We start from the raw sequence: 19,580 nt of genomic DNA on the forward strand, positions 1-19,580 counted from the left end.
GTCTATCTAACTTCTTGTATAAATTATTATTTTCTTAAGCTATCTAATAAACTTTTTTTACAGTTTTGACGTATATAAGTGTCATTATCTAAAAATGGCGTTATCTTTTTAAGGGCTCATTATGCAAGCGTCTCCAGCATTTGCTAGTTTAGTTGAATCAGTTATGTCACATGTCACGTTAGTGACTATCGAACAGTATCAACAGCAAGATCAATGGCAATTAATCGATGTTCGTGAAGACAATGAATGGTTACAGGGGCATTTGCCTCAAGCAAAGCATTTGAGTCGCGGTATCATTGAACGAGATATTGAACACCGTTTTCCTGATAAAAATACGCCAATTTTGCTTTACTGCGGTGCAGGCCAGCGTGCTGCATTGGCTGCTTATAATTTACAATTGATGGGTTACACTCAAGTTGCTTCTATGGTTGGGGGTTATCGAGCCTGGATCCAACATCAATTCCCTATTGTTCAAGATTGAGATTTAAATGCAATATTTTCCACTTTTTGTTGATACTCAAGGTTTACGTGTGTTGCTTGTTGGCGCAGGTGAGGTTGCAACTCGAAAGCTCGATTTGTTGTCGCGAACTGATGCCATTATTCATGTGATAGCTCCAGACGTGGCTAAAGATATTGAGACCTATCATACGCAAGGTCGGATTAAATTATCTCGCCGGGAAGTATTAGAAACTGACATTGCTGGTGTGGATATCGTTTATTTGGCCACAGCAAATGAGCAGCTTAATATGGATTTTGCGGATTTAGCTAATGAACGTGGTATATGGGTTAATGTCGTCGATAATCCGTCGTATTGCCGGTTTATAACTCCTTCAATTGTCGACCGTGGCCGCTTAGTTGTTGCGATTAGTACCGCGGGCGCAGCGCCTGTATTTGCTAGGACTATCCGCTCACGTTTAGAAACTATGTTGCCGGCATCGTTAACTCCATTATTTGATTTTGTTGCAAGTAAACGTGAGGAAGTGCAGCAAACCTTAGCCGACGGTAAAGATCGTCGGCTATTTTGGGAACGTTTCTTTAATAGTAACCAAGACAGGTTCGATAATCTCACCGTGCAACGCTATGTTGATGCTTTTCAAGATATGACTCGACAAGGCGAAATTTTATTACTGACTGAGCATACACCTGCAAGTTTGTTACCGATTGCTGCAATGCCATTACTGCAAAAACTTGATGTTATTTTCAGTGATGAACCCGTTGATAGCGATACGAATGAGTTGTTACGCAGAGATGCAAATCGAACCTCTATTCCTAAGTTAAGTGAGATCTCCCATCATTATGAACAAGGAGAGCGCATGCTGATAGTCGCCAATACTGAAAAAGTGGCCCAGTTGATTGCTTATTTCCCGATGGCAAAACATTTGCGACCCGGTGCTTTATAACGTTTTAAGCGTGCTCAACTAACACGCCGAGTCTAGTTTGTAGTAGACTCGGCTTTTTTATGCCTATTGAGATCGCCTAATGGCCGCCAAAGCTACCGTATATAAAGTTGCACTTCAAATTGCTGATATGGATCGTCATTACTATGCTGATCATGCTATTACACTCGCTCAGCACCCTTCTGAAACCGATACGCGGATGATGGTTCGATTGTTAGCTTTTGCATTAAATGCATCACAGACATTGGCATTTAGTAAAGGGTTGTGTGTCGATGATGAAGCCGAATTATGGGATAAAAGTTTAAGTGATGAAATAAACTTATGGGTTGAGTTTGGCCAAGCTGATGAGAAATGGTTGCGTAAAGCCAGTGGGCGATCCAAACAAGTTATTTTATATACCTATGGTGGTCGCAGTGTGCCTATTTGGTGGCAACAAAACCAGCAAGCATTAAGTCGTTATGACAATTTATCTGTGATTAATTTGCCTGAAGAAGCTGTTAAGCAACTAGAGATATTTGTTACTCGTAATATGGCGCTTCAAGTCAGTATCAGTGAAGGGCAAGTGTGGTTTTCTGACAAAGACAACAGTGTCATGATTGAGCCTGAAAAGCTTAAGTAATAAGAAATATTCGACCTTTGGTTACTCGAATTAACCATACTCCTTTCTAGAGGTATTATAAATTTAATATTATCGCTTCCTCGATAGCTAAACATTATTTTATCAAACACAGCGATGTTTTATCGCTGTGTTAACTCTACATTATTCATCATGTCAGGTTAGCTCGCAGTTTAGCTAGTGATTTACTTCTTCAAAAACACTTCAAGATTACCTATTAATGTTGCCTTTCTATCACACCTCATAGCATTGGAATGTGAATTAAACCTTAATTTCACAATTGTGAATAAACTTTAATCTGGAAAGGTATTGTGCAAATAAAATCACAGGAAGATAATCAAAGCATGTTTTAAACACTATTTTTATTTTATCATCATGATTATTATGGTGTTTTTATTATGTGGCGGTAGTAGATTAAGGATGTTGTTGTGAAAAAATTAGCATTATACCCAGTAGAAAAAATCGACGAATTAACCTCACCTGAAGCACATGAAGATATCTCAATCCTTTCTTCGGCGGTAAATATTTTTACGGATTTCAAAAAAGTGACCCCTCTAGTCATTGAATCAAATGCATCAGCTGTCGAAGTGGAAAGCTTGATGCAAAAATCCCACGTCCGTCTTAAATTAGTGGTTAATCATAAAAATGAATTTTTGGGTTTGATTAGTTTTGAATCTTTACATAATCAAGAAATATTAAAGAGAGTTGCTGAAGGGCATCAACGGGAACAGCTTAAAGTCATTGATTTTATGATCCCTAAAGATCAGTTAAAAGCCATTGATTACGATGATTTAAGCTATGCCAAAATCGGTGATGTCATCGAAACGTTAAAGTCAGCAGGGCAACAGCATTGTCTCGTTTTAGACAGGCAACAACACGCTATTCGAGGTGTGTTATCGGCTAATGATATTGCCCGCAGATTAAAATTAGCGGTCGATGTCAGCACTCCAAATTCATTTGCTGCTATTTTTGATGTGATCAGTAAAATTCAACAGCCAGCGGTACTAAAAACTCCACAACCCCATTTTTAATATCTGTCGATTAAACAAAAAATAGCCACATGATGTGGCTATTTTTATGAGTTAATGAGCAAAGTTATTGAAAACTTAAGCTCCAAGTATCGATATACCCTGTATCTCTATTAGCGTTATCAACGGCTTTAAGCGTCCAAGTGCCACTCGATTCAACACCAGCCATATTTGCCGTGTATGTTTGGCTAATATTATCTGTGCCGCCTCCCGTATTGTTATGTAACACAACGGTTTGGCCTGTAGGGCTTATCAGTTGGATTTTTAAATCACCAATATAGGTGTGGATGACACCAACAGACACTGATACCGTTCCAGAGTTACCGGTACGTGTAACAGAGATAGGGCTTGAGATACCCGTTGTGTTGTTATCAGGGATATTATAGTTGTTAGTATTGGTGTAAGTCGCAGGACCGCCTGTACCACTGCCAGAGCTTGCAGCAGTATAATTAGCCACTAAACTTACGCCACTGAAGGCACTGTAGCCTTGAACCATCACATAATATGTTCCAGATTGCGCCGTTGCGATAGGGCAAGACTCTGCATTCCCACTTTTCCATGGACGACAATCGTAACTACTCGTTGTTGGCGAAGCGCCATACTGAACATACAAGTCAGCATCACCTGTGCCACCGCTCATGGTAAAGCTCAAAGCTGTTGCCCCTGCTGGCACATCAAGCGAGTAGTAAAGCTCATCATTTTTTGCTCCAGCTAAACCGGTTTTTGCAACACCTTTTTCAAGCACGTTGTCACCAGAGCCACTACCCGTATCAGTTGGGCCAGTACATGATTCATCTAAATAAGCTTTTGCAGCAGTAGCATTCACCATACCAAAGCCGGTTTTATTGTCACGGCCTGCTACATTTAAGTCATCTGCAGTTGCATTCAGCGCCGCACGGATCTGAGTGGCACTACATTCTGGGTGGTAGCTCCATACTAATGTTGCTACGCCAGACACATGTGGCGTCGCCATTGATGTCCCGTTATAGTATTCATAATCTTGATTGCCCAAGTTTGATACTGTAGCCGATTGACCAATTTTGGCTCGCAGTGCTAAACCTGTTGCGCGGTCAACAGACATTGATGGTACTGTGATTTCACTGTTTGCATCGACCAAAAAGGGATTCTGTAAGCCAGGCAGTGCGGTGTTACTGTAAACAATGACGCCTTTTGCACCAGCGGTTTTACACGCTTTAACTGCGTTGATTTCTGGGTAGCTAGAACCTTGATTACCTACTCGTTCCACCAAACAAATTTTATTGCTCATGCTGCCACAATTAAAGCTTGTACCATTAACGGTACATTCAGCCAATGTTGCTGTAGCGCTTGCATTAACAGGTGCAGATGCATAACTACTGCCTGATGGTGTTAAGCGGTTATGAGGAACCACGCCATTATTAAAGTATGATTGGCCAGCAATAGTGATATCTGCAGTGCGGCCTTCGCCCACAGTTACGGTTGATAAAATCGCTTCACCTGGGCCAGAAATCTCAACTTGGTCGGTGTATTGTGAAAATGCAGCATGGTCGCGATTGCTGTCTACCGCAGCAACAGACATTACGCTGTCATACGATGCAGGGTAACTGTAACTACTGTCTCCGGCATTACCTGCAGCGGCTATGAGTAACACGCCATTATTGTAATGTGTGTTGAGTGCATTACGTTCAGTTGTAGTAGAACCACTGCCGCCTAAGCTCATCGTCACTACATCCGCGCCGCCAGAGTTAACACAGGTATCTACTGCAGAAACAAGTGATGAAGAATAACCCCATCCCGCTTCGTTAAACACCTTAACCACATGAATATTAGCATTTTGGTTTGGCATCACACCCACAACGCCTTCATTGTTGGCGATAGCTGCTATGGTGCCTGCAACGTGTGTACCGTGGGCATTATTGTTACCCGGTTGATACCAGTTACCTGTACCAGAGTTATTGGTACCCGTGACATTATTACCGCTTAGATCGTTGTGACTACGATCGTAACCAGAATCAATAATACAAATGGTACGATTGCCTGCTTGGCTGTCACTCAATACTGTTGCACCGACATAAGTTTGCCCCCACGGGGTGGTTTCAGCTAATAAGCGACGCGGTAAATCTTCTTCTACGTATTCGACATCTTGACGCAGACGCAACGCTCTAATAGACGTGCTGTCGAGCTTTGTTGAATAACTATTACTTCTGCCAATTCGTTTCATTTCTCGTGCTTTAACGCTGTTAAGTGCTCTTAACTGGCTGAAGATTTCATTAGTTCTAGGTTGATAGTCCATGCTACTGGCATCGGTTATCTCGTTAGCACTTTGGCTTATCGCAATATCACTCATTACTTGCGCGGCATTGTCGTTTCTAAACTTGACGATATAACGCTTAGGTAAGGGAGATTGCTGCTCAATTTGTTGATTTGTTAATGAAAGTGTTAGAGAACTAGGTGCAGCATTCACTTGAGTTGATATGGCTAACGCCAATGCTGTCATGCTAAGTACAACAGCCTTATGTTGGTTTTTTTTCATGTTATCTTCCATGTTATCAGGGTTAAATATTGTCTTTCTAATTATGTTTTATCGATAAGCTATGTTTGCTTAACACAATAAAATGTAATCAAAAATTAACCAGTTGTAAATAAAATGTTAACAAGTGATTTGTGTGAACACCTGTTCTAACTTGTTGATTTTGAATTTTTATTAGATTTTATTGAATTAGTATTCTCTTGTGGAGTGGCGTGCTGATATTGTTTTTACTGTGCTGATGGGGTCTACATTTAATGAAAGCGCTTAACCTAGCTTGCTAAATTAAGTGAAATTTATTCGTGTATTTTTATTTGTTGCAAGTCAGGAGGAGATGATTAAGAGGGCATATATCATGAAAGGTGATGACATTGGCAGCGACATTTGGCAGTGAAGCTATCAAGTAAAAATTAATGGCCTTAAATGTATTTAAGGCCATTAATGATTTAATGTGTAGACATTAGGGTGTCAATCCCACCAGCATTGTATGTTGCTGTATAACCTTGTTCCACTAATGCACTTTGAGCAATACCGCTGCGTCGACCGCTTCGACAATACAGTACTACCTCAGTATCTTTGGTGATGTTGAGTTTTTCTAGTTCTGCAACGATATTTTCAAACGGAATATTAATCGCCCCTTTTACATGCCCTGCAGCGAACTCTTGCGCAGTGCGCACGTCGATTAATGTTGCATTGGCATTAATTTTTTGCCATGCAACATCGGGCTGTAGCTCTGTTGCCTGCACAGGTATTGCAAACCATGTCGATACGATAAACAATGCAGTTAATATTGGTTTAATAGTCATCAGAATAGTTTTTTTCAACACAAGGTTCCTTATGGTTAACCTTAAAACAGGTTATTTGTTTAAGGCTATTTCCGCTGCAGTTTTAATACCCAACTTTTTCATGATCATGGCTGCAGGGCAAAAGCCTGTAAATGCACTTTGGAATAGGTTAGCGCCAACAAACACAGTAAGCCAGATAAAATGTTGGCTAACGGTTGCCATTAACACTAAAGACAACAAAATCATAAAGCCAGCAAAGGCCATAATACTTCTTTCTAACGACATAATGAGCTCCTTTGGGCTAATGCCCGATAACATAATAACTACTGAGTAATTTTTGCTGCCATTTTTGATTTCATCACTGAAAAATACAGTACTGGGATCACAATTAGCGTCAAAATGGTTGAGATAAAAATTCCGAAAATTAAGCTTATCGCTAAGCCGTTAAAAATTGGGTCGTCGATAATAAATAGAGCACCAATAATGGCCGCCATCGCAGTTAACATAATAGGTTTGGCTCTCACTGCACCAGAGTGAATAACCGCTTGTTCAAATGGAACGCCTGCAGCAGTTTGCTGGTTGATAAAATCGACTAGCAAAATCGAGTTCCTAACAATAATCCCTGCAAGTGCAATCATTCCAATCATTGATGGTGCGGTAAATTGTGCCCCTAATAAGGCATGACCAGGCATCACACCAATAATGGTTAATGGAATAGGGGCCATGATCACTAAGGGGACGATATAAGATTTAAATTGCCCAACTACCAGTAAGTAAATAGCAATCATGCCAACGGCATAAGCAATACCCATGTCTCTGAAGGTTTCGTAGGTAATTTTCCATTCGCCATCCCATAAAATAGCCACGTCAGTTAACCCATCTGGTTGGTTTACTAAATGTTGCTCGATAGGGTAGTTAAGCTCGCCTTGTTCTGTTTCATGGTTAATTTGGCTCACCATGTCAAACATTCCATACAATGGACTTCCAGTTGGTCCTGCCATATCTGCAACAACCATAATCATCGGGACCATATTTTTGTGAACAATAGGTGCATCAATTGCTTGTTGTTTCACACTAACCAGTTCAGTCAGCGCAATTTGAGCGCCACTTTGACTTGCCACACGTAATTGCAGTACTTGTTGCAAATTCACCTTTGCGGCTTCGTCTACTTGTAAGCGGATCGGTGTTGGGTGTTTACGCTGTTCTAGGTGCAAATAACTGGCGTCATTGCCATTAACTGCACTGTTAATAGCATCGATAATGCTGCTGTAAGATACCCCAAGTAAACGTGCTTTGCTGCGGTCTATCACTACTTGCCATTGCTGTTGTTGTGCAGGTAAAAATATGTCCATGTCGACAACATATTCAGTATTTTTAAAGCGCTGTAATAAATCATTAGCAGCTTGCTCTCGTAATTGTGTTGTTGGTGCATACACTTCAGCCACAATAGGTGACCACACTGGTGGACCAGGAGGCACTTCAACAATTTTTATATTGGCGTTATATTGCAAGGCAATACGTTGTAAGGGTTCACGTACTGATGATGCAATAGTGTGGCTGTCGCGATCGCGGTGTTTTTTATCCACTAAATTAACTTGAATGTCGCCAAGTTCTTGGCTGCTTCGTAAAAAGTAATGTCTTACCAAACCGTTGAAATTCATCGGTGCATGAGTGCCTGAATAAAGCTGGATATGTTCGATTTCTTCTACACTGGTGAGATATTGACTTAAATCTTGCAGTACTCGCTGTGTTTGCTCAACAGGAGTGCCTTCAGGCATATCTACCATAACCTGAAATTCAGATTTATTATCAAATGGTAGCATTTTTAATACAACTGCTTGAAATACCGGTAACGCGATAGCGACTGCGATTAGTAGCATGATAATGAGCGCTAAGCCCTTGCGCGCTTTAGCGGCATGTTCACCAATGAGAAAAGGGCTCATCATTTTTGTGAAAAATCGAGTTAATGCGGTTTCTTGTTCAACACCGGGCTCATCATTACTGTGATGTTTATGTGGTTTGAGTAAATGGCTGCTTAGCCATGGAGTCATGATAAAGGCGATTAACAATGATATCAGCATACCCATACTGGCATTAATAGGGATAGGACTCATGTAAGGGCCCATCAGACCTGACACAAATGCCATAGGCAATAACGCTGCGATGACAGTGAACGTTGCTAAAATAGTTGGGCCGCCAACTTCATCCACGGCATGCGGAATAAGCTCGCTTATGGGTTTATTGCTAAGGGCCATATGACGGTGAATATTCTCTACCACAACAATGGCGTCATCGACTAAAATCCCGATGGAAAAAATCAGTGCAAATAGCGAGATGCGGTTTAAGGTGAAGCCCCAAGCCCATGATGCAAATAAGGTGATTGCTAGGGTGATGATAATCGCAATACCCACCACAGCCGACTCACGAAGCCCCATAGTAAATAGCACTAATAGCACTACCGCAGAAGTAGCAAATATCAGTTTAAAAATAAGTGTGTTTGATTTGTCACCGGCCGTTTGGCCGTAATTACGTGAGATAGCCACCTCAACGTTATCTGGGATCAGCACATTATTGACCGCTTCTACTTTGGCCAGTACTGCATTGGCAATATCGACAGCATTTTGGCCCGCTTGTTTACCAATAGCAATGGTTACCGCAGGGTAACTGCCTTGTTGATTAACATGCCATACACTTTGTTTAGGAATGTCACTTTGTAATTGAATATCAGCAATGTCTGACAAATATACTACGCCGGCCGCTCCGGTTGTGGTGGTTTGATTGACCTTGATTAATAAATTCTTTACGTCATCGACATTGCGCAAAAACTCGCCGGTTTTTAGTTTGATTTCTTGATTATATTGCGTGAGTGAACCTAATGCAGAGGTCTGATTATTATCTTGTAACGCGCTGCTTATGTCGGTAAATGCTATGCCATAACTGTTCATTTTTATGGGGTCTAAGCGCACATTTAACACCAACTCATGTTGGCCCTGACTGTATATCTCGCGAGTACCAGGGATCCTTTTAAGCTCTGTTTCCACCACAGATGCAACTGAGGTTAGCTGCTCCGCTGTCATGCTTGGGTCTTTCGACCATAAGGTTAATCCGACAATAGGCACATCATCGATACCTCGAGGTTTAATGAGTGGTTCACCAATACCAGCAGCATAATTAAATTTATCACTGTTGGAATATAGTTGGTTGTAAAGGTTCACTACCGCCTCATCTCGGGGCACGCCGACATCAAAAATAGCAATAATTAATGCCCCGTCAGGTTGCGAAAATGAGTACAGGGTATCAATGCCTTTAATTTCAGAAATAATCTGCTCAGCTGGAAGGGTGACTTGATTTTCAACTTCAGTTGGCGTTGCCCCTGGATAAGGAATGAATACATCAGCAAAGGTCACATCGATTTGTGGCTCTTCTTCCTTAGGGGTAATGATGACCGCAAAAATACCCAGCAATAAACCCAATATTGCTAATAGAGGTGTGATTGCACTGTGTTGAAATGCACTGGCGATTTTTCCAGATATGCCTAAATGGGATGAGCGCTCTGAAGGTGTCATAAATTACTCCTTCACCTTAGCGACATTGGCATTAATTAAGTATTGTGCCGCGTCGATGATGATTTCGTCCGATGGCATTAAACCTGAAAGCACTTCAGCTTGTTGCTTGGTGCTATCCATAAAACCTAGCCGCACTTGATTGAGCACAATGTTGTCACCTTTTTTACGGAATACCGAGGTGAGATCTCCCACTTGATGAATAGCAGATATAGGAATGAATAAGCTTGGTTGACTAGTTTGCTCAAACAATACTTTTACCCATTGGCCAACAAGGTTGTCTGTGTCGTTTGGGTTGATGAAATTGACTCTTACAGCATGGCTATGAGTGAGTTGATCGGCAAAGTTAAATGGATTGATCTCGGTAGTCGAGATCACTTTGCCATCGGCTAATTGAATACGGACACTCTCAAGTTGTTGAATCTGAATTAAGTCTTGCTGTGATACTTGAAATACGACTCTAAGATGTTGAGTATCATAACCAGAAAATAGCGCCTGACCGTATGAAATGGTTTCGCCTTGTTCTACAAAACGCTGGGTAACACGACCACTAAAAGGGGCGCTCACAATCGTGTAATTTAAGCTTTCTTTGGCTTTAATAAGTTGTGCTTTAGCACTGCTTACAGCTTGTGCGGATGATTTTGCTTTTGCTGTCGCTTCGTCCATTGCACCTTTTGATATGGCGCCTTTTGGAAATAATTCTTTATAACGCGTGTATTGTGCTTGAGCTTCGCTATTTACCGCTTCAGCTTTAGCCAGCTCAGCTTCTGCTCCTGCGAGCTCAGCACCTTGTTCCTTATTGGTTATTTCAAGTAATGCTGCGCCTTGAGGCACTAAATCATTCACGTCGTAATGAATATTGATAATGCGACCAGAAGTTTGTGCAGATACCGTAGCGGCTTTTACTGCTTCTACTTTTGCGTCAAATACGCGTGGTTGTGCATGATTAGAATATTGCAACGTGACCGTATCAAACGCCTCAGATGCCGCAAATATCGGAAAAGAAATAGCAGTGCATATAGCACCAATGAACGAGAGCGATGTGAGTAACCGAGACATAATGGTTGCACCTATATAAAGTCTATAAGAAAATTCTAATGGACTTTGGTTTTTTACGCAATAGGTGTAGTAGAAAAATTTATATATTAGTACAAAGAGATATAAAAAAACCGCCTATGAAAAGGCGGTTTAGCGAGATACATCATAAAGTGATAAGTCACATTCTTACTTATCACTTCTGTATGTTAGGCATTTAATATGCCGGTAGACTTAAAAACTATAGTTGTACTGCACAGAGTAATACACAGCATTTGAGCGCGTGTGTGCTGAAATCTCGCTGTCTAATCCCGTTACCATAGGTAAGATTGCACTGTCTTCTAATACGGTAACATCTTCACCGCGAACAAATGCAATACCAAAATCCACACTAGATTTATTAGTCAAATCATAGCTGACACCTGCGGTATACCAAGTACGATCAGAATCTGGGATTGAAAGTGATGAGTGCTGATCAACAACACCTTCATCTGATGCAATACCTGCACGTAAAGTCCAATCTTCACTTAGGTTGTATGTCGCCCCTAAGCTAAGGAACCATGAGTCTTTCCAGTGATATTCTTTTAAATCAGTTTGTGCAACACCGTTATCGCCATCGATAACTTCGATCCGGTCAAACTTGCTCCAATTGGTCCATTGTGCGGTGTAATGCACTGCAAAATCATTAGTTAGCTGGTGGAAGCCGGCAAACTGAGCAATATCAGCAATTGGGATATCAATTTCGTTATATTCAGAATAAGCATAATTAACATCACCTTTAGCGGTTAATGTAGGGCTTAAACGATAGCTGAGGCCAAAACGATTATTTTCATTCATTTCATACACAACACCAGCGATACCGCCTAAAGCCCAACCATCGGCTTCAACGTCAACAATACTGCCTATTTGTGTGTTTTGTGTGGTACGAGTTAAGGTACCGCTGCCATAAACTGCATCAAGACCTAAACCTAAGCTCCATTGCTCGCTTATACGGTATGACACGCTGGTATTTAAGTTAATGGTGACCACTTCGGTGTTACCGAGTAAGTCCACCGGTGTTGGCAATGGCACTGCATTACCGCCAACGGTTGGTGTTCTGTCGGCTAATGAGGTTAAATCTGTACCCGTACCGTAATTACTAAATGCAGCAACACCAAAAGCCCACTTATCATCGATTGGGTTAATATAATAAAAATTTGGGATGACTTTTGAGTCTGCAGCATCGTGCTCGCTGCCATAGTCAACATCTTGGCCGCCATACGAACCCGTTACATTAGAAACAGACACATCGATATCGGCGTACACGGCACCTAAAGATAATGAGGTGTTATCAAATAATGCCATTGCTGCTGGGTTACGTGATAACACTGAAGCATTGTCGGCAATAACAGCATCGCCAGCCATTGCACGGCCAATACCTGTTGCTGATTGGCTATTTAGTTGAAAGCCTGCTGCAGAAGCTTGGGCGCTAGCAAGCAACACTGCTGTAGCAAGAAGAGTCTTGTTGAACTTATTCATTATTATTTCCCATTTATTATGACTGTGATGAACAAGAGTTAACTTGTTGGACCACTCACAGCGTAAAGTCTGAGGCATCTTAGGTAAGTGATATGCTACTAACAACTCCGACCAGATGTTAGTTATTGTTAATATTAAGTTAATTATGCTTTGTGACTGTATCCTAGGTGTTTGATAGCATGGCAGTATATGTAAATATGCTTTGCTCGCATTTTCAATTAATTAATTAATTAAAAAATATTCATTTATACAAAATGTAATATAAACGTTAAAAAACAGGAGGGTAAATTAAGCTGACTTAATAGATGGGATGTGGCAACACAACCTCATGACGAGATTGCGTTACCCAAGCGATGTTAATTGATGAATCGCCATTTACTATTACTTTATGATTTTAAAGAGGTATTGAAGTTATCAAAGTCAGTCATTGTTTTAGGCGTCGGTGGTGACAGCTTACTCACAACAACGCCAACTAATGTCGCCAATATAAAGCCTGGCACGATTTCATATAAATCGAATATGCCGCCAGTAAGTTGTTTCCATATCACAACGGTAACAGCCCCAACAAGAATCGTTAATACGGCACCATTACGGCTATAGCCACGCCAAAACAATGACAATATAACCACAGGTCCAAATGCAGCACCAAACCCAGCCCAAGCGTAACTCACTAAACCTAATACACTACTGGCAGGGTTTAATGCCACAATGCCAGCCACTAAGGCAATTGCTATAACACCAAAGCGTCCTACCAGCATCAACTCTTTGTCGCTAGCTTTAGGGCGTAACCATTTAAGGTAAAAGTCTTCAGTGATTACGCTTGAACAAACCAGCAGTTGTGAGTCAATCGTACTCATAATAGCCGATAAAATTGCCGCAATCAGCAAGCCTCCAATCCACGGGTTAAATGCAATATGAGCTAAGTTAATGAAAACCGTTTCAGCGTTTTCTAACGGCTCTGCGGCAAAGTACAAACTGCCAGCAATACCTGTTGCTAATGCACCAATTAAGGATAAGATCATCCAGCTCATGGCGATACGGCGAGATAGCACCAAATCTTTTGGATCGCCAATGGCCATAAAACGAGACAAGATATGCGGCTGCCCAAAATAACCTAAGCCCCAGGCCAATAAAGACACTAAGCCTAAAACCGTGGTGTTGTCGTTAATAAATGACAGCATCGCAGGGTCTATTTTTTCAAAACCAACTTGTGTATCCGGTTGGCTAAATATGGCAACTGGGACAATTATCAAGGCTAATAACATTAAACAACCTTGGAAAAAGTCAGTCCAACTAACAGCAAAAAAACCACCCACGAACGTGTATGACACAATAATGAACGAGCCGATAACTAACGCGACGGTATAATCGAGGCCGAAGACTTTTTCAAATAATATTGCGCCACCGACCATGCCAGAAGATGCATAAAATGTGAAAAATACCAGAATCGTCACAGCAGAGACTAACCTTAATAAACCATGGCTGTCGTTAAAGCGGTTTTCGAAAAAGTCGGGCAGTGTGAGGGCGTTATCTGCCATCTGGGTGTATATACGTAAGCGTTTGGCGACAAATAACCAGTTTAACCATGCACCGAAAATCAATCCAAAACCAATCCATGCTTCTCCCAAGCCGCTAAGGTAGACAGCTCCAGGTAAGCCTAAGAGTAACCAGCCCGACATATCGGAGGCACCTACGCTGAGCGCTGTTACTGCAGGGCCCATTTTTCTGCCGCCTAGAATATAGTCGTCAACCGTGTCTGTTTTACGATAAGCCCAATAGCCTATGCCCATCATTAGCATTAAATATCCAACAAATGTGATGATGATTGGTGTTTGAATTTCCATATATCGTCCAGTGAGTTATTTTTATGGGCGCAATCCTAGCAGAAGTCTGATCTTGTTCACACTTTGATTTTTTTCATGATCAAAAAAATCCGCTATTCAAGGAAATAGCGGATTTTTAGTGATACAGCTTCAGTATTAAATAAAGGTGTTTTCGACTTCTTTTTTGACAAAATCAAGGTCTGAAGCTGGCTCGCCGACCAATACCATATAGGCGTCTGCTGTTTGAAAACTTTGTCCTTTGTATTGTTCGTCAGCAAAAGCTTCTTCTAATACCATGCGACTTTCAACAGGTACAATGAACAAAGTGACTTTATTACCTAATTCATCCGCCATGACCAAGTGCAGTGATTTTACTCCTTGGAAGTCACAGTATGAGGTATAGAACACTCGTCCTGGTTGTTTGATGAATTTAGAGTCGCTCAGACCTTTCAGGCTAGCTAGCTTAAAATTAACATCATTAAAGCCAATATCTTGATCCATCACTAATGCTTTGGTTTCATGATGAACATGCGCTAGTGAGTTCTCAGATAAATTCACCGGGGTAAACCGCAACATACTAAAACTGACACCTACAACAAAGGCAACTGATGCCGCCATAGCCATCATATAACGGCCACGCTTTTTGGTCTGCTGATGTTGACTTAATTGCTGTCGTAAAAGCAATTTATCAGCCAAACCTTCAGGCACATCAATAGTTAATGCCTGAGTCAGTTTTTGGTCAAATGCTTTTAGGTCTTTGACAAATTTCGCATCGTCTTCATTTTCAGCAAGGTGCGCTAAAAACTCGTCGGATTGATTATTCGGGTCGCCGTATGCTTGACGACGAAATTGTAGATCATCCATTTGATTGACCTCTTACCTCTGGTGTTTCTAATGCTTCTTTTAATTGGTTTCTAGCTCTGAATAAGCGCGTCATAACCGTATTGCGGTTCAACTCGAGCATGTCGGCTATTTCATCGCCACTAAATCCACCAATCAGTTGCAATAACAAAGGTTCTCGGTATTCGATATCGAGTTTACCTATTTGGCGACGAAGCCAATATTGTTCTGTTTCATCTTCATTACTTGAGGAAAATACATCTTCAAGTAATTCTTGCTCAACATCACTATAGTCAAATTGTTTACGCTCAAAACGTCTGGCATTTTCCCGTCGTAAGATGGTAATGAGCCACGCTTTTGCTGCTTTATCATCTTTTAAAGAGTCTAAAGCACGCCACGCTCGTAAGAACGTTTCTTGAGTGATATCTTCAGCAACATGCTTATCTCCGCATAGCCAAAAGGCGTAACGGAAAATGTCTGTATGAAGTGCCCTGACAAGGCTATCGTATCGTCGTTGTTTTGTTACCATGTCAGATAAGACCGCGACATCAGTCTTTTTCTTTCGTAGGGATCCGAACATTTTTTAACTTTTTTTAGTTAAACATGTCCAATAGCTTAAAAAGCCCGAGCGGCAATAGCAAGATAAATCACCTCAGCACCATAGTTAGTGACTTTCTCAATCATCACGATAGCACTGAGGTGAAAGATTTAACCGTCATTAGGGATTTAAGTCCGCAATGAGGGATGTTGAATTGGAGTGAGGCTTTTCTTTATACGCCAAGATGGCATCCATCAATGATTTTTTATCCATCGCTTGAGGCTGACGGCTGTATTTGTCGGCTTGCAGTTTATTAATAGCAAGCGCTAAAGCAGGCGATAATCCACTGATTTGGGTTAAGGTCATTGATGTACCACAGCGTTCGCTAAAATAGGCCTGTACCGCCGTAATGGCTGCGCTGCTGTCATTTCTATCACATGCATGAATAATAGCGTTTAAGCCAGTAGTGGCTGTTTTTCTCTGTGTAGTAGTCTGCTCTGTATTCGCATTTCGATTGAACGAGTAACTTGCCGCGACAGCTCTGCGCCATAAGACGAGTGTGATTAACCACAATAACGCAAACACAGCACTCACTATTGGCCAGTATTCATTAGTTGTTGTTGAGCTGAAACTATCTGCAGCAGGAATATCGGCAGTGGTTGCGCTACTGCCTATTACAGTGATTGTGCGTTGTGGCAAAGTGGCAAACTGTTGCTTTTTAAGATGTGGGTTCCACCATGGCACGCGAATTTCTGGCAGGACATATGTCCCTGGCTTTGTCGGTACGATGGCGGTAGTCAGGCTATATTGCGACACGACTTGATTGTCACGTACAAACGTTTGTCTAACAGGTTTTTCTGGGTATGATTTTAATCCTTCAGCTAGCGGGATATCAATATCGGGCAGGCTAGTGTCGTCGGTATTAGAGGCAATAAGACTAATGGTACGGGTGATTGGGCTGCCGACCTCAAATTCAGTGACTTCTTCTGGCCACGTTTCTTTTAATATGGCGATGTCGCTCACCAACCATTTACCTTGATAGCTTGGTGGCGTCGAGTTAATTTGAATCACTTCACGCTCGGCTTCTGTTTGCATTGGCCTGCTTTCATTAAAGCCAAACATGCCACCACGACGCTGCGCTTCAACTAATACGTCCCCCGAGAAGCTGGCCCCATTGATGACGAGCTCGCCAGGAAGATCGGCAATAATGCCATAAGTGCGTTCAATGACTCTAAAGCGACGTCCGTCGAGTATTTCACTGCCGTCTTTATCTTCGCCAATTTGTTTAATTTGAGCGCCTTCAACGGCTGGCGCACTCAATACGCCACGCTGTAACTCTACTGCTAGATACAATTTAACCTTGTACGTAATCAATTGGCCAACATACGCTTCTGAAGCATTGGTGTGTACTTTAATAAAGACATTTTGTACTTCATCTGCTGATGCGCCTGATGGCATCACTTTTAAAGCAATAGGTTTTGAGCTGACATCTTTAATATTAAAAGCCGGAATGATGACTGTGCCAGTTGATTTTGGTGACAGTAATACTTGCCAGCGAGTTTCGCGCGTGGTGTCAAAGTTAACCATTTTAGTGCTGCGACCAACACTTGTTCTGCCAACAATAAAATCATCAAGCAGGATTGAGGTGTCGAGTGCGCCGGCATTGAGGTCGTCATCAGCCACGATATCAAGCACAAAATATTCACCTTCAGCCACGGGATTTCTATCGACTGTGGCTTGTATTTGGCTAAGTGCAAAGGCGGGTGAAGCAATAATAAATAGCAATAGGCTAAATAGAGTTCTGATTACCACTGTTCATTATCCTTAGACGGTTGACTATTTTGACGACGTTTTTGATATTCTAGCTGCATCTTATTACGGATCAGCACTTGCGGGTCTTCGTTAATGGCTCGTAATGCTCGTTGCATATCTGCAGGTAAATCATTTGGATTAACTTGAGATGCTGAAATGACTTCTGAAGACGTCCCTTGCGGCTTATCTTTAGGCGCTTCTGTTACTTCGCTCGCATTCATTTGCTGCTGGTTAGCTTGATCTTCGGCGGCATCTGCTGCAGCTTGCATGCTGGCTTCGTTACTTAATGGTTCACTATCGCTCGGTTGCTGATCTGTTTGTTGCGACTGTGGATCATTTTGCGCGTTGTCGACAGCAGATTGCTCATCTGACGCTGGGTTATTGTCATTAGGCTGTTGCTCTTTATCCGCTTGTTGTTCAGAGCCTGATTGTTGCTGGCTATCTTGTTTTGAATCATCTGAATCATCTGAATCATCTAAATCATCTGAATCATTGTTTTGTGATTGATTGCTTTGTGAATCGTTAGCTTGCTCACTAGCATTATTTTGCGGCGATTGCTGTTGTTGATTGTCAGCATCGCTTTGTTGATTATCATCTGATTGTTGCCCATCTTGTTTATCATCCGCCTCATCAGATTGTGATTGTTCAGAAGAGGATGAATTATCTTGGCTAGACTCATCAGAATTTGAATCGTTTGATTGCTCACCCTCGCCAGATTGATCTTGATTTGACGATTGTTCTTTTTGTTGATCACGTTTCTTTTTTGCGACTTCTAAATTTTGTTGAGCTTCAGTAAAAGGTGATTGTAATTCAATAGCTTGCTGATAACGCTTAATGGCTTCTTGGTAGTCGCTTAGTTGCATTAATGCATTACCCTGATTATATAAACCATTGGCGCTGCTATCTTGCTCAAAACCTTCAAGGGCTTGCTGATAATCACCGGCTTTGTAATGTGCAGATGCTTGCCATTGTGGATCTTTAAAGGTATCAGCGGCTTGGGTGAAGTCGCCTTGCTCAAACGCCGACTGTGCTTGTTGGTCTTGAGTCTGCCATAAGTCTTGCCAGAGAGATGCATGCGCTGGTTGGCTATTTATTGCCGTTAACCCCATTAGGCTGCCAAGTAAAAAAGCGGGATTTAATAGAATTGTCAATAATCCCTGGCGAAAGCTCATGAGCATAGGTAATACCAATAATATTGCAAGGTAAGGTCCTAAATCTTGCCAAGATTCACCAGCAAGTTCGGTTTCGGTGGCATCACCATCAATGGCTAACCATTCGGTTAGTGTTTTGATATCGCTACCGTCGGTTTGAGCGGGTACTAAAATCCCTTGATGTTGTTGAGCTAACTTTTGCAATAAACCGTAATCTGTTTTAGCAACCACCACTTCGTTGCTACTGTCGCGTAGTAACTGACCATCGCCCAAACTAATGGGTGCACCTTGTTGGCTTCCAAATGCCATAATTGATAAGCGGTAGCGGCTATTTTTTAATGCTTTAGCAGCTTGGTTAAATTGGGCATCTGAGACACCGTCGGTCATCAAAATAATATCACCCCGTACATGACCACCTTGTGCCAACAGATTTTCTCCAAGGGTAAGCGCTGAGGCGAGGTTAGACCCTTTTGTCGGCATAATGTCTGGTGACAGAGTGGGTAAAAGATTAAGAATCGTTGCGGTATCACGGGTTAAAGGGCTGATGGTGTATGCATCACCAGCGTAGGCAATAAGGCCGGTTTCACCTTCTTTTAACTCTGACAATAAGTCAGTAGCTCTAAAGCGCGCATATGATAAACGATTGGGGCTTAAATCTGTGGCATACATAGACAATGACATGTCCATTATGAGCACGCGCCCTTGCTCTGTTGCAAATACGGGCAAGTTTTGTTTGTTAACAGCGGGCCCAGCTAAGGCAATAACTGCGATAATCCAACACGCTATTAATAACCACTTAGGTTGGCCTTTGTTGCCAGTACCTTGCGTAATTAACAGCTGGCTTAAATGAGGCGCGATATATTGCTTCCACGCCGACTGCTGGCTGTGTCTACGCCAAAATAATAAGCTGATTAAGGCCACTGGTAGCAGGGCAAATAGCCACTCTGGTCGAATGAAATGCAACATAG

At 41.8% G+C, this 19,580-nt stretch carries 15 protein-coding genes; 4 read left to right on the top strand and 11 right to left on the bottom strand.

The genetic code is table 11. The features are described from left to right. Positions 1-121 precede the first annotated feature (121 nt). The 4 genes from IEY40_RS06875 (at position 122) to IEY40_RS06890 (ending at position 3,044) form a co-directional block, all read left to right on the top strand. Positions 122-481, top strand: coding sequence for a rhodanese-like domain-containing protein (locus tag IEY40_RS06875; RefSeq protein WP_188954644.1), 360 nt, complete (start codon positions 122-124; stop codon positions 479-481). A 7-nt stretch (positions 482-488) separates the two neighbouring features. Then, a complete protein-coding gene (locus tag IEY40_RS06880) occupies positions 489-1,400 on the top strand; it encodes a precorrin-2 dehydrogenase/sirohydrochlorin ferrochelatase family protein (RefSeq protein WP_188954646.1) in 912 nt (303 codons plus the stop codon). A 79-nt stretch (positions 1,401-1,479) separates the two neighbouring features. After that, positions 1,480-2,016, top strand: a complete 537-nt coding sequence (locus IEY40_RS06885) for a YaeQ family protein (RefSeq protein ID WP_188954649.1) — start codon at positions 1,480-1,482, stop codon at positions 2,014-2,016. 425 nt (positions 2,017-2,441) lie between these two features. Further along, positions 2,442-3,044 carry a CBS domain-containing protein gene (locus tag IEY40_RS06890; RefSeq protein ID WP_229777042.1) on the top strand — a complete coding sequence of 201 codons (603 nt, stop codon included), beginning with the start codon at positions 2,442-2,444 and terminating at the stop codon, positions 3,042-3,044. 64 nt (positions 3,045-3,108) lie between these two features. Here IEY40_RS06890 and IEY40_RS06895 read toward each other — a convergent pair whose 3' ends face one another. The 11 genes from IEY40_RS06895 to IEY40_RS06945 all read right to left on the bottom strand — a co-directional run bounded on the left by IEY40_RS06895 (position 3,109) and on the right by IEY40_RS06945 (position 19,578). Further along, positions 3,109-5,553: a S8 family serine peptidase gene (locus IEY40_RS06895; protein WP_188954651.1), complete on the bottom strand. Its 2,445-nt coding sequence runs from the start codon at positions 5,551-5,553 to the stop codon at positions 3,109-3,111. A gap of 440 nt (positions 5,554-5,993) precedes the next feature. Next, positions 5,994-6,374 (bottom strand): rhodanese-like domain-containing protein, encoded by a 381-nt coding sequence (locus IEY40_RS06900; RefSeq protein ID WP_229777043.1) that lies wholly within the window; start codon positions 6,372-6,374, stop codon positions 5,994-5,996. A gap of 30 nt (positions 6,375-6,404) precedes the next feature. After that, entirely contained in the window at positions 6,405-6,617 is a 213-nt protein-coding gene (locus IEY40_RS06905) for a YgaP family membrane protein (RefSeq protein WP_188954653.1), read from the bottom strand. Between the two features lie 38 nt (positions 6,618-6,655). Beyond that, complete coding sequence (locus tag IEY40_RS06910) at positions 6,656-9,898, bottom strand: efflux RND transporter permease subunit (protein ID WP_188954655.1); 3,243 nt, start codon at positions 9,896-9,898, stop codon at positions 6,656-6,658. A gap of 3 nt (positions 9,899-9,901) precedes the next feature. Continuing rightward, positions 9,902-10,954 (bottom strand): efflux RND transporter periplasmic adaptor subunit, encoded by a 1,053-nt coding sequence (locus IEY40_RS06915; RefSeq protein WP_188954657.1) that lies wholly within the window; start codon positions 10,952-10,954, stop codon positions 9,902-9,904. Between the two features lie 210 nt (positions 10,955-11,164). After that, complete coding sequence (locus IEY40_RS06920; protein WP_188954659.1) at positions 11,165-12,448, bottom strand: OmpP1/FadL family transporter; 1,284 nt, start codon at positions 12,446-12,448, stop codon at positions 11,165-11,167. Positions 12,449-12,834: 386 nt separating this feature from the next. Next, entirely contained in the window at positions 12,835-14,292 is a 1,458-nt protein-coding gene (gene putP, locus IEY40_RS06925; RefSeq protein ID WP_188954661.1) for a sodium/proline symporter PutP, read from the bottom strand. Positions 14,293-14,427: 135 nt separating this feature from the next. After that, positions 14,428-15,135, bottom strand: a complete 708-nt coding sequence (locus IEY40_RS06930) for a DUF3379 domain-containing protein (protein ID WP_188954663.1) — start codon at positions 15,133-15,135, stop codon at positions 14,428-14,430. After that, a complete protein-coding gene (locus IEY40_RS06935) occupies positions 15,128-15,691 on the bottom strand; it encodes a sigma-70 family RNA polymerase sigma factor (protein WP_188954665.1) in 564 nt (187 codons plus the stop codon). Before IEY40_RS06935 ends, IEY40_RS06930 begins: the two co-directional genes overlap by 8 nt. A 138-nt stretch (positions 15,692-15,829) precedes the next feature. Further along, the gene (locus IEY40_RS06940) at positions 15,830-17,461 is read right to left on the bottom strand and encodes a BatD family protein (RefSeq protein ID WP_188954667.1); all 1,632 of its coding nucleotides are present in this window, start codon (positions 17,459-17,461) and stop codon (positions 15,830-15,832) included. Beyond that, positions 17,455-19,578, bottom strand: a complete 2,124-nt coding sequence (locus tag IEY40_RS06945; RefSeq protein ID WP_188954669.1) for a vWA domain-containing protein — start codon at positions 19,576-19,578, stop codon at positions 17,455-17,457. Before IEY40_RS06945 ends, IEY40_RS06940 begins: the two co-directional genes overlap by 7 nt. Between the last annotated feature and the right edge of the window lie 2 nt (positions 19,579-19,580).

Source organism: Shewanella ulleungensis (assembly GCF_014648315.1).
Taxonomy (GTDB): domain Bacteria; phylum Pseudomonadota; class Gammaproteobacteria; order Enterobacterales; family Shewanellaceae; genus Shewanella; species Shewanella ulleungensis.